Origin of the sequence: Helicobacter macacae MIT 99-5501 (genome assembly GCF_000507845.1) — a bacterium.
GTDB lineage: Bacteria > Campylobacterota > Campylobacteria > Campylobacterales > Helicobacteraceae > Helicobacter_B > Helicobacter_B macacae.
The window spans coordinates 925627-938220 of the sequence record NZ_KI669454.1 but is presented as its reverse complement, the minus strand read 5'-3'; the positions used below and the strand labels follow the sequence as shown (position 1 = coordinate 938220).

Here is a 12594-nt window from a genome sequence, read left to right as displayed (position 1 = left end):
GTCCAGCGGTTGTTTTATAGATTTGCACGCTATCTTGGTGGTTTTTAGCCACAGATAGCATTTTGCCAACAGTTGCGTCTTTATTCACATTTGCTAGACTATCACCTTGCAGATTCAAATCATTATGCACCAAAATCGTGCCATCATCTAGGATAACAAAGGGAAACGCACCTTTGATATGCCCTACTTTTAGCTCATTGATGATATGCTCTCTAAAGTGATTTGTCTCTACAAGTGTCCCAATAACACCGATGACATTTTTGCTAGAATCAAAAACAGGGACATTTACAGAGATTCCATACATTTGCTTGCCATTGACTGTCTTAAACGCAGGCGGGCTTATAGAGATTTTCTTGCTATCAAATGCTTTTCTTACTCCCTTGAAGCTTAAGATAACATCATCAGCAGAAACGACCGTGCCTTTTTGGGTAAGTGAGACATCTTCTGTGAGAATCAAAAACTCCCCATTAGATAGCTTATGCTTAGAATTAGCGATATTTTCGCCTCGATATGCAGGGTCTTTTATGTAGAGATATGTCCAGCTTGCTACGGCATTACTATTTAGCGCACCAAGCACGACATTTTGCATCATTTCTTGGCTGTATTGACTTCCGCCACCTCTTTGGATAAGCGATTCTAGCACCACTTCAGTAGCTTTTAGCGAGCTTACTATATCGCCCATAGAGCCTTTCATATACAAAGAATATTTCTCTGAAATATCCGCTATGAGCGCGTTGCTCTCCTCTGTTTGTATGCTTGCAGAGCGCATATATATGACAATCGCCATAATCGCCAAACAAACCATCACTATGCCGTTTATAAACAGCACTACTTTTGTTCCAAGTTTCATATTTTGCAACATTTTGCTTTCTCCCTTTGTAGATTTGATTCCAAATCGGCATTTTTACAAAAATTTGCTTAATTTGCGATAACAAAAAAAAAAAAACGCCAAAAATGTAAAAATTTTTTGCGCGGATTTTGTTTGATTTTGGGGAAATCTGCCAAAATTTTTGGCACAAAAATTTTGCTTTTTTGTAGCGTATTTTTTGCGTGAAATGAAATATAAAATCTTTTGATATTTTTTTATAGATTTTGTATATTTTTCAAGCTGCTTACAAATCTGTAAAATTTAAAAAAAATCTTTGGTAAATCCTGCTAGATTTTGCAAATCTTTATGCAAAATCCAAAATTTATTTTTTGCTTGTTGCGATTTTGCTTGAAATTATTTAGCTTGTCGTTTTTTAAGTAGATTTTTTATCTCCTCATCGCTCAAATTTTTTATCGCTTCAAAGCTACCCACCAAAGATAGCAATCGTTTGATTTTGGCTTGGCTAAGGTTGCGCGATTCTAGCTCGGTGCTTTGAAGTGCGCTTGCACGCTTTTTTTCTCTATGATAAGTGATAGCAAATCTATGCGCTTCATCGCGTAGCTTTTGCAAAAACTGCAATCGCTCATCGCTAGGGCTAAGCATAATGCTTTCATCAATAGTATAGATAGTGTCGCTTGCTGCGCCTTTTGCGCGATTTGCACTTTTGCTAGATTTTCTTGTGGAAATGTGCAACATTTTTTGATTGATAGCTTCTTGTGTGCTTTGGTTTGCAAGAGTTTGCGCTGTGAGATTTTGCATTGATAGATTTTGTGCTGATAGGCTAGATTCTCTTTTTTCTTTGGCTATGCCTATCGTGTCAATTCCGCCACCACCTAAGCCACAGGATTGTAGCACTTCTTTTGCAAGCGTGATTTGGGCTTTGCCCCCATCGATTAGCCACATATTTGGTGGTGGTGTGGTGGCGAAGTCTTTTGCCCTGCGGATAAGCATTTCTCTCATTTGGTTGTATTCATCGCTTGCTTCTAGTTTGTATCGGCGATATGCAGACTTGACAAACTCGCCGTTTTCATACACTATCATCGCCCCTACGCAATCGCGCCCGCTGTGGTGGCTCGTGTCAAAGACTTCGATTCTGCTTGGGATAGATTCTAGGTTTGCTAGCTCAGCTACGCGCTCTAACAAGGCGTTTTCGCTTGATAGATTTTGGCTATGTCGTGCTAGTAGTTCTTTTGCGTTTTGTTTGGCAAGGGCTAGGATTTTTGCTTTTGTGCCGATTTGTGGTGCGCTTAAGAGGACTTTGCGTCCTTGTGCGGAGTGGAGAAAATCGCTTAGTAGCTCGCAAGGTAGCCCATCAATACTTGGCAATAAAATCTCGCTAGGAAGTATTGGCAGCTTGCTTGCGTATTGACTAAGAATGGCTTGGGTATAGATTTCAGCGTGGATTTCGGTGGTGTCTTGGGCGTTTTCAGGGAGTGGGATAATCTCGTGCTGTATGGAGATGATTTTGCCAGAGCGGACAAAAAGAGATAGCAAGATTCCTTTTTGTGATTTTTTGGCAGGCTTTGTGGGAATCGTAGCGTTTGCAGAATTTGCGTGGCTTGCGAATCTTGTAGAATTTGTAGAATTTGCAAGGCTTGTAGATTCTGCCAAATTTGCGGAGCTTTTGGATTCTTTGGCAGCCTCATCTACATAAAAATAAAACACATCTGCGCTTATATCTTTTGCCAAATCAAGTGCTGAAAAACTTTGCAAGTTTTGGAGTTTTTTGATTCTATCGCGATAGATTGTAGCCTCTTCATATCGCCTAGATTCTGCTAGGGTAAGCATTTTTTCTTTGAGCTTTGCTAGGAGTTTGTGCGGGGATTTTAGTAGTGAAATCGCTTCATTTAGGATTTTGGCATAGGAGTGCTTGTCTATTTTACCCTCACAGGGCGCACTGCACCGATTGATTTGATAAAAAAGACAGGCTTTTTTCTCTTTTAGGCAGGAGGATTTTTGGACAAGGGGATACATTTCCAAAAGTGAGTTTATTATCTCTCTAGCACCGCTTGTAAATGGTCCAAAGTAGCTTACACCTTTTTGCTTGGCTTTGGCGCGACTTATGCTAGGTGTGGGGAAATCGCTACTCAAATCAAAGGCGATATATGGGTAGGTTTTGTCATCACGCAAGAGAATATTATATTTTGGTTTTAGTTGCTTTATCAGGGAGTTTTCTAGGATTAGGGCGTCTTGCTCGCTATTTACAAGCAGGATTTCTATGTTTGATATTTGTCGCACCATAGAAGCTATGCGCAAGGATACTTTTGGGTTTGGGATTGGGGTGTCTAGCTCTAGTGTTTGAGATAGTGCGAAGTAGCTTTTTACGCGATTTTTTAGGCTTTTTGCTTTGCCGATATATAGCACCCTGCCACTAGAGTCAAAATACTGATACACGCCTGCAGAGCTTGGCAAAGAAGTAAGCTTTTGACTTAGATTTCCCATTGTGCTTGTCTTTTGTTTTCTTATATATCGCTTTTATAGCCCGATGATTAGCCAATCTTTGCTAATGATTTTTATGTAGTCTTTGTAGATTGATTGGTAGTTTGGCAATAGCTCATCATTTAGCAAACTAAAAGGATAGACTTTAAAATCGCTCATTTTTTGCTCGTGCTTGTAGTAAGTATAGACTAAATCTGCGCGAATATTTCGCAGTTTTATTTTTTTGGGGATTTTTTTGTATATGCGGTTATTGATTTTAGACTTTCTTTGTGCTCTTTTGGGCACTTTTTTGGGGTGGGGTTTTGTGGTGTGATTTATCGTGCTTGTGCTTTTTCTTGCGTTTTGGATTTTGTCAATCCGCACAGAAGCTATCAATCCTACGCGCTTCTGTAAGCCCACTTGTGCGGAGATGAAGTTGCCAAGTGCGTAAAATACTAGCGTGTTGCCTATGCGCTCGATAGGCTGTATGGCATGAGGGTGATTGCCTATAACAATATCCACACCTAAGCTAGCCAAAAACTTTGCGATTTCGCGTTGCTCTTTGGTGGGTGTGTGGGTGTATTCTACTCCCCAATGAATAGACACGATAAGCAAATCCACCTCCGCCCTAATCGCTTCAATATCGCGTTTTAGCATTTCTTTGGTGTAGATATTTACAAGATATTCTTTGCCTTGTGGTAGTGGGATTCCATTTGTCCCATAAGTGTAGGCAAGCATCGCATAGCTTATGTCATTTTTGTGCAAAATTTTGTGCTGGATTTTTTGCTGCGCTTTGAAGCTCTCAAAACTCCCTGTGGTATAAAGCGTGCTATTTCTTGCCTCCATTTTTCGCCAAAAATCTAGCATAGAGCGCACGCCCGCTTCGCCTCTATCTAGCGTGTGATTGTTTGCTAGACTTACAAGATTGAATCCAAGCCTTAGCATATTTAGCCCAAATTCTTGCGGGGAGTTGAATCTAGGATAAGTGCTAAGCCCAAGATGAGTGCCACCTAAAATGCTTTCTTGATTATAAAACGCTAAATCGTGCTTTTTGCTTATGGGCGCGATTAGCTCGAGCATTTTTGCAAAATCATAATGCGAAGATTGTGCTTGATTTGCGTAGTTTTGCCCTTTTTGCACAAGCGCGTCCTCATACACAGATTTGTGGATTAGCGCGTCCCCTACCATAAACAATCGCAGTGAGCTGTGCGAACTTTTTGCACTAAGCGTGCTTGCAAAAATGCAGGCACAAAGTATAGCAACTAGAATTTTTGCGAAGTGAATAAATAATGCACTATGCAAGCTACTACGCAAATCATCACGCAAATCATCACCGTGTGATTGTGGCAGAGATTTTGGCAAATGTATATCACAAACATTTTTTCTGCAAATATTTTTTTTACAAATGCTTCTCTCTGCAAATGCTTTTTTTGCAAATTCTGCAAAATTCTTTTGCCAAATGTTTTTTAGAGAATCTATCATTATGATTTTTGTGCGGATTTTACTTGGTATTTTTCACACTTGCGTAGGCTAAATCTTAAGCAAGCAAAAATACGGCTTTATTCCCTCTCGCTTTTTTTGACAAGTCTGCGCAAAGTTACAAAAAACTTCATCCACGCGTCAAGTTCCATTAGCGGATGTCCGCCCCACTTGGTATTTGGAGGGAGATTTTTTCCTACTGCGCCTCTCCCTGCGATTTGGACAAAATCTCCTATGTGGATATGCCCGCCTGTGCCTGCTTGCCCGCCAAATACGACATTTCGTCCTGTGGTGGTGCTACCTGCTAAGCCCACTTGAGAAACTAGCAAGCTATGCTCGCCGATTATGCAGTTATGCCCGATTTGGACTAGGTTGTCGATTTTTGTGCCTTTTTTGATGATTGTTTTGCCAAACACAGCTCTATCAATGGTGCTTCCCGCACCAATTTCGACATTTGATTCTATCTGCACGATTCCATTATGCTCGATTTTGATATGCTCGCCTAGCTCGGTGTGTGCATAGCCAAACCCATCGCTACCTATGACGGCGTTTGCGTGGATTGCTACATTATCAGCGATTTGAGTTTGTCGGTAGATGACGACATTTGGGTAGATTTTGCAATTCTCTCCTATGGATACATTATCGCTTATGACTGCTCCGCTCATTATCACACTACCCTGCCCGATACTGACATTTTGCCCGATATACGCGCCTTGCATTATTTGCACGGTGCTATGGATTTTGCTAGATTGTTTTAGGTTTTGCTCTTGGCTAGATTTTAGCGAATCCTCTCCAAACTCGCTTTGTGCAAAATGATGAGATAAAAGCGCGAAAGCTAAATGGGGATTTTGCACCACTAGGGGTTGTATGTGGCTAGGCACTTGCTTAGCAATCTCTTCTCGCACTAGCACCGCACCGACTTTGGAATCCGCTAGGGCAGATACATATTTTGGCTGGTCAATATAGCTTATGTCGTTTTCTCCTCCGTGCTCAAGCGGAGTAAGCGCGTGGATAGTGAAATCTTTTTTGATAGGATTTTTGATGCCGATAGATTCTTTGACTTCACTTAATTTGATTTGACTTGGTTTGATTTGGCTAGATTTTGACATTTTTGCTCCTTAAAATTTTGATTTTTATAGTTTTTGCTTGGCTTTTGTGCGCAGATTTTTGCGTGCAAGATTTTGTGTGCTTTTTTGTGCGACATTAAATGCAGGCATTTATAATATCTCTTAGCCCACTTGGAGTAAGTGCTGCGCTACCGATAAGAACGCCATCTACATTGTTGATTTGTGCGATTTGGCTAGCGTTTGAAGCATTGACACTACCGCCATATAGAAGTGGTGCGCTTGTGATAGAGCGCAAAAATCTATGCACCCCCTCTATATCGCTCTCACCTGCACTAACCCCCGTGCCAATCGCCCATATCGGCTCATACGCCACGCAAAATTTTCCTGTAAATTCACTAGAATCTATCACACTATCCAGCCCTATAAATTGTGAGCGCAAAAACGCCTCTAATGCCTGCTTGCCTGCTTGCCTTGTAGCTAGATTTTCCCCCACACAATATACCACCTCATAGCCTTTATCCAAAAAATACCGCACTTTTTTAGCGCAAAACTCCTGGCTTTCGCCCAAAATATTCCTACGCTCACTATGCCCGATAAGCACGGTTTTTATGCCGATAGATTCTAGCATTTGCTCCCCTATCTCGCCACTATATGCACCACTTTGTGCAGGGTAGGCATTTTGTGTGCCGATTTTTACATTTTTTGCGCTATCAATCGCGCTTTGCAACGCCACAAATGGCGGAAAAACCACTACTTCATTTTGCTCCCAAAATTTAGCATTACCCTCACTAGATTTACCAAAATCAAATCTCTCAAATTCTCTCAAGTAGTGATATGTCGAGCTTGGTGTGTGATTGCACTTAAAATTTGCCATAAACTTCATCTGCATAACTCCTAAAATGCTTGTATCAAAACGATGATTATACCTAAATACTTTTTGAATATTGTCAAATCTCGCTATAATGCCAAAATCCTTAAAATAGCCAAAGCGCAAAAATCACAAAGAGAAAAAATGCTAAAAAATACTTCACGCACCAAAATCACACAAAAAAAAGACAATCTCTTTAGCCACAAAAAGATAAGCAAAAAAGCAAAATTTTGCTTTGATGAGAGGGTGGCAAGCGTGTTTGATGATATGCTTGAGCGCTCGATTCCCTACTACAAAGACAATCTTGCGCTTTGTGTGGATTTTATCACGCAGCACATTACACAATATACCACGAAAAATCTAGCGCAAAAACCGCTTAAAAACACTTCACAAAAACTATCGCAAAAGCACTTGCAAGCCAAAAATCAAACAAACGCTAGAATCTATGATATAGGCTGCTCTACGGGAAACACGCTCTTAGAGCTAGAAAGCAGGCTAAAAGCAAGCGGGGTAAAGGCTAAGCTAATCGGTATCGATAACTCTAGCGCGATGATAGAAAATGCAACACTAAAGGCTAAGGCTTATGGGGCGGATATTTGCTTTGTGTGTGCTGATTGCAATGAGGTGGAGTATAAAAAAGCGCGTTGCTTTATCGCAAACTATACTTTGCAATTTATCCGCCCGCTTAAAAGAGTGGCTTTTCTTAAGAAAATCTATGACGCGCTAGAATCTGGCGGGGTTTTGATACTAAGTGAAAAAATGACAAGCCCAAATGCAATGCTTGATGCGCAAATGATAGAGCATTATCATCGCTACAAAGCAAAAAATGGCTATACAAAAACCGAAATAAGCGCGAAACGCGAAGCACTAGAAAATGTGCTTGTGCCTTATAGTTTGCAAGAAAATATCGCGCTTTTGTGCGAAGCTGGATTTTACATAAATGATATTGAAGTGCTATTTAAGTGGGTAAATTTTGGCACGATTATCGCGCAAAAAGTTTAGGCAAAGTTTTTTGACACAATAGCTTTTGGCACAATAGCTTAAAATGCAAGTATTAAGGACAAAGTAGAATGCTAGATTTTGACTTTATGATTTCACACATAAGCCTAGTCCAAAAGGGGCTTATCCTCACGCTAGAAATATCTGCGTTGGGGATTTTGCTCTCACTCATTATCGGGCTATTTTGTGCGATAGGCTTAAGCGAAGCACAGAGAGAAAAAGCACTAAACACACAAAAGTCCAAAACTTCATATCTACTAAAATGTTTGGAGATTTTTATCAAAATCTATGTCGAAATAGCGCGAAATACGCCACTGCTGATTCAACTATTTTTCCTCTACTTTGCCTTGCCAAAGGTGGGCATAAAGCTAGAAGCGTTTAGCTGTGCGGTGATTGGGCTTGCGTTTTTGGGTGGTGGATATATGTGCGAGGCGTTTCGCGCTGGGCTTACAAGTATCAGCACTTCCCAAATCCACTCTAGCCTCTCTCTAGGACTTAGCCGAGCGCAGATTGTCCGCTATATATTGCTACCACAGGCACTTGTGATAGCTATGCCCGCTTTGAGTGCAAATGTGATTTTTCTCATCAAAGAAACTTCGGTGGTTGGGATTTTAGCCCTTGCTGATGTGCTGTATAATGCAAAGGATATGATTGATATTTATGGCAAGACTTATGAGGCGTTGTGCTTGCTGATAGGTGCGTATCTGGTGGTGCTTTTGCCACTCTCAATCATATTTGGCGCACTAGAATCACACCTGCGCAAAAAAATGTAAAAAGCAGTGTGGCAAAAATAGTTTAAGCTATTTTTGTTGTTTTTTAAGTTTATTTATCATATTGAGATTTTGCAAAAAAGTGAAATATCTCTAAAAAATCGCAAAAAGAAAAAAGGCAACCACTCCTAAGCTCCCCCCCGCCGCCGCCCAAAAAAGAAAACGCTTCCGCTGTTTCTTGTTTGGCTTGGGGGAGTGCCTTGCGTATTTTACTTCGCGCTAGGACTAAGCCTTGCGCTTCGCAAAAGGGCAAATGCTCGCCAAAAACCCGCGCTCGCACTGCTACTTCGCGTTACTCGGGTTTTTTGGCGATTTGCCAAGCGAGAAAGAAAGCATTTCAGCTGTTTTTATTATGTCGAAGTATGTCTATTTGTCATATTTAAGGGCGAAGCCCCAAATATTCCCCCTCCCTTTGCAAGTGGTAATTTTGCGAGTTCCCCCTCCCTTGCGGAGGGGGTTAGGGGGTGGGTTTTTTTGGCTTAGCAAAACTCGGAAAAATTCGTCATTACCAAAGAAACTCCACCACGCCGTCATTGCGAGCAAGTCGCAAGACTTGCGTGGCAATCTACAACGCCGTCATTGCGAGACTTGACAAAGTCAAGTCTCGGCAATCCATTTTCTGCGTCAATCGTGTTTGATTTTGGATTACTAAAAAAAACTCGGCTTCGCTTATTTTCTAAAGAAACTTCGCTTCGCTTGTTTTGCCACGCTCGCTTTGCTCGCTCGCAATGACGGGAAAGAACCCACCCCATAGCCCCCTCGTGCTAAGGGAGGGGGGACTGATTGTGTTGCCACCACTCGTGCTAGGGGATAGGGGATTTGTGATGTTGCCTACCAAAAAGTCCTTATGCCATTTTACAAGCCCACTTACTCATCAATATATTACCCATCGATATAGTAGACTTTTTTATTAGATTTCTTTTGCTTCTTGGGCTTAGATTTTTTGGGTTTTTTTGTTGATTTGGTAGAGATGACATTGCCCTCTTTGTCTTTGACATAGTCAGTGCCACCAAACCAATACGCGTATTTGAGGTTGAGTGTCGTAGTTACGCCATTAAACTGCTGATTGTATTCCTTACTTTGCTTGTCTTTGACAAATTTATTTGCATAGAAAAGTCCATCATAGCCCAAACTTAGCTCGTGATTTTTCCTCACCATCCAGATAAAATCAAGGCTTAGATTTCCATACACTGCAGGGAGGCTGATAGTGCCTTTGTTGCTAAATTGCCCAATAGTGAAAGTGGCTTCTTGATTGTTTAGGATATTATACTTTATGCCTATTTTGGTATTTAGACGAAATGTATTGCCAAATATTTTATAATAGCGCAGGCTTAAACCCACTTGTGGCAAATGCCAATAAATCCTATCATAAAATTCACTCGCACCAAATGGCTTCAAAAACTTCATATCAAGCGTGGATAAAATATCATAGCTTATGCCAATCTCTGGTGCTACATAGCTATTGCGCTTAAACTGATAAAAGGTAATCCCGCCGTGCACCTCTGCTCCTGCGCTCCATAGAAGCGGGATAGATGAGGCTTTGGTATTTGATTGTATGGTGTTGTCTTGCCCGCTTGCTTGGAATGTAAATCGTGGCAAATCCACCCCACCGCGAATGCTAGCCTTGATAAATCCCTCCCATACTTTTGAAGTGAAAGCAAAGGTTTTAAAATAGTTTAGTCCTGCTTGAAGTGAGTTTGTCTGCACGCGTGTGGGTGCTCCTACAAGTTGCGTGTCAGTATTTACAAACTCATAGCCCACATAGCCACCAAAGATTCCCCCACCCTTTCGCAGATTTCGCTGAATCCCAAAAATCGCACCCCCAGCCCACTCTAGAGCAGATGAAGCACCAAGTCCTACGATACTATTTGCCCCATAAGGTAGTGCAAAAAGCCTCCAATCTTTGCGTCCGCTGTAAGGGATAAAGATTGCATCTAGTTGGTCGATAAGCTCAAAATTATTATAGCCTTTGTCCAAATCCTGCCCTTTGCTTTGCTCTAAGGTTACCTTAGCGATTTTTTGACGCACTTTATCGAGATTGGAAGTGTTTTTGCGCTGAAGTTTTGAAAACTTCGTGCTACGATTTGTTAGCCTTGCCATATCGTATTGCAAAAGGCGCAACTCTACCTCGTGGGTATAGTATTTATCACTATGAAATGTCTTTGTCGTCATCGTATCTAGGATATTTTGCGTCATCGCGTTTCTGCGCATATAGCTTAGGGCAAGTGCGCGATACATACTCGCACCATAGCTTGTAGCGACATCTGCTTCTAGGCGAAATTTAGTCGCTTCTGCTTGGATATATTCATTTGCCCCCTCTAGTGAATTATTGGTAGCATCTAGGGGGATAAGTTTGACACCGGGCTGTGGGCTTATGTGCTTAAATCTTAAATCCGTAGCGTTAGTAGTGCCACTTACCACAAGATTTTTTGTCTCATAGTAGTCTTCATCACTTTTTGGTGTAGGTGCATTCTGCCCGATACCTACATATATGGAGTAGTTGCCTATACCAGCAGTTGTTATGCTTTTAAATTTTATATGCTCTTTTGGATTAGCTTTTGTAAGGTCATTCCACCCTTTGCCTGCACCACCTTCAGAGTCTATCTCGATACTTGCACTGTATAGTAGAAGTGTATTTACTGCTGCGTCTATGTCGTTGCTTCCTAGATTTGGCTGAAACACCCAGCGATTGCCGATAGAGAGCGTGCCGATAGTGCCTCCACCTGATATGCTACCCACATAAGAGCCATCGCCCCTGATAGTTAGGCTTGTGATATTCCCAGAGCTATTTATGCTACCTACCCTTGAAGAATTGCTTAGAGATAGAGTCCCTATCGTGCCAGCATTTGTTAGCACGCCATTTATAGAGCTATTATCTAGAGTCAAAGTAGAGATAGTTTTAGTTGCTTGGTTGGTTAGATTTTCTATTCTTGCGTTGTTACTTAGGTTTAGCGTAGTGAGTGTGCCGTTTTGAGTAAGAGTATTGATAGAGCCACCATTTAGCGTGAGTGTGCCTACGCTAGAATTATTTGAAATGGTGTTTATAGAAGAGTTTGTGTTTAGAGTGAGCGTATTTATCGTTCCATTATTTAGAAGTGTCCCGCTTATGGAGCTACTATTTAGGGTTATGGTGTTTATGGTTTTGTTGGCACGATTTGTTAGATTCCCCAGCCTTGAGTTGCTATTTAGGTTTAGTGTGCCTAGAGAGGAAGTATTATCAATAGTGTTTATTGTGCTGTTGTTGGCATTTAGTGTGCCTATGCCAGCATTTGAGATAGTGCCGACACTTGAGCCATTGCTTACATTTAGTATACCTATCCAATTCCCACTTAGACTAGTTACGCTAGAGCCGTTTATGGTGGTGTTGGAGTTGCTTTGATTTACTTGTAGATTGCCTATGTTTGAGCCATTGCTTACGCTTATGGTGTGTGTGGAGTTGCCACTCACAGTTAGTGTGCCTATCCTAGACGCACTCACAGATACGCTATTCCAATTCCCTACATTAAATCCTATGCTAAAAGTCGTGCTAGCAGAATTTACATTGTTAAAATTCACCACCCTTGTGCCATTTGTAGCCCAGCTACCTCCATATCGCTGAAACGCGAAAAGTTTGCTTCCACCATTTGTGGTGAGGTTGTTTAGATTTATGGTAACTATGCCTGATGAGATAGCAGGAGGATTGTATAAATCGCTTGCATTCATATTGCCCGAGCAGCTTATCGTCCAATAGTTTGCCTGCCCTGTGCTTGAGCAAGCAGCGGCTAGTATGTCTAGGGCTACTCCTGTAAATGCTACGCTTGTGATAAGGGATAGTGCTAGTTTGCGTGGGGATTTTGGGTTGTTTGCGTTGTTGTGCCAACCATTTTTCGTTGTCATATTGAGCGCAAGCGAAATATCTCTATTTTGTTTTTTAGATACTTCGCCTTGCTCAGTATGACAATCTAGTCGTGAACTACTCTCTCTCTCTCTCTCTCGTTTGGTTATCGTGCTATTGATGATAGAAACTCGCCTAATGCCCTGCTTCATTTTGACTCCTTTGATAATAGTAGCTTGTAGCTGTGTAATCTAGCTGTTTTATAGACTTTCTTAGCATAAACTTGCAAAAAAGCAAACAAATAATAAACA

General features: G+C 41.3%; 9 protein-coding genes and 1 pseudogene. 3 read left to right on the top strand and 7 right to left on the bottom strand.

Annotated features, from left to right (window positions below; genetic code table 11):
• Positions 1-232 precede the first annotated feature (232 nt).
• The 5 genes and pseudogenes from HMPREF2086_RS12505 to HMPREF2086_RS04110 form a co-directional block, all read right to left on the bottom strand.
• Positions 233-589, bottom strand: a pseudogene (locus HMPREF2086_RS12505) (PDC sensor domain-containing protein); the annotation flags it as partial.
• Positions 590-1222: 633 nt separating this feature from the next.
• Complete coding sequence (locus HMPREF2086_RS04125) at positions 1223-3310, bottom strand: excinuclease ABC subunit UvrC (RefSeq protein ID WP_023927511.1); 2088 nt, start codon at positions 3308-3310, stop codon at positions 1223-1225.
• A gap of 33 nt (positions 3311-3343) precedes the next feature.
• Complete coding sequence (locus HMPREF2086_RS04120) at positions 3344-4768, bottom strand: CapA family protein (protein WP_023927510.1); 1425 nt, start codon at positions 4766-4768, stop codon at positions 3344-3346.
• A gap of 77 nt (positions 4769-4845) precedes the next feature.
• The gene (gene lpxD, locus HMPREF2086_RS04115) at positions 4846-5841 is read right to left on the bottom strand and encodes a UDP-3-O-(3-hydroxymyristoyl)glucosamine N-acyltransferase (protein ID WP_034560995.1); all 996 of its coding nucleotides are present in this window, start codon (positions 5839-5841) and stop codon (positions 4846-4848) included.
• Positions 5842-5968: 127 nt separating this feature from the next.
• Positions 5969-6715, bottom strand: coding sequence for a triose-phosphate isomerase (locus HMPREF2086_RS04110; RefSeq protein WP_023927507.1), 747 nt, complete (start codon positions 6713-6715; stop codon positions 5969-5971).
• Between the two features lie 129 nt (positions 6716-6844).
• Between HMPREF2086_RS04110 and cmoA the strand changes: the two genes are divergently transcribed.
• The 3 genes from cmoA (at position 6845) to HMPREF2086_RS11485 (ending at position 8952) form a co-directional block, all read left to right on the top strand.
• Positions 6845-7702: a carboxy-S-adenosyl-L-methionine synthase CmoA gene (gene cmoA / locus HMPREF2086_RS04105; protein WP_023927506.1), complete on the top strand. Its 858-nt coding sequence runs from the start codon at positions 6845-6847 to the stop codon at positions 7700-7702.
• 68 nt (positions 7703-7770) lie between these two features.
• Positions 7771-8472: an amino acid ABC transporter permease gene (locus HMPREF2086_RS04100; protein WP_023927505.1), complete on the top strand. Its 702-nt coding sequence runs from the start codon at positions 7771-7773 to the stop codon at positions 8470-8472.
• Positions 8473-8664: 192 nt separating this feature from the next.
• Positions 8665-8952 (top strand): hypothetical protein, encoded by a 288-nt coding sequence (locus HMPREF2086_RS11485; RefSeq protein ID WP_148374468.1) that lies wholly within the window; start codon positions 8665-8667, stop codon positions 8950-8952.
• A gap of 47 nt (positions 8953-8999) precedes the next feature.
• On the opposite strand, the gene HMPREF2086_RS11480 is transcribed toward HMPREF2086_RS11485, so the two are convergent.
• Complete coding sequence (locus HMPREF2086_RS11480; RefSeq protein WP_023927504.1) at positions 9000-9221, bottom strand: hypothetical protein; 222 nt, start codon at positions 9219-9221, stop codon at positions 9000-9002.
• A 130-nt stretch (positions 9222-9351) separates the two neighbouring features.
• A complete protein-coding gene (locus HMPREF2086_RS04090) occupies positions 9352-12495 on the bottom strand; it encodes an autotransporter outer membrane beta-barrel domain-containing protein (protein WP_023927503.1) in 3144 nt (1047 codons plus the stop codon).
• Positions 12496-12594 lie beyond the last annotated feature (99 nt).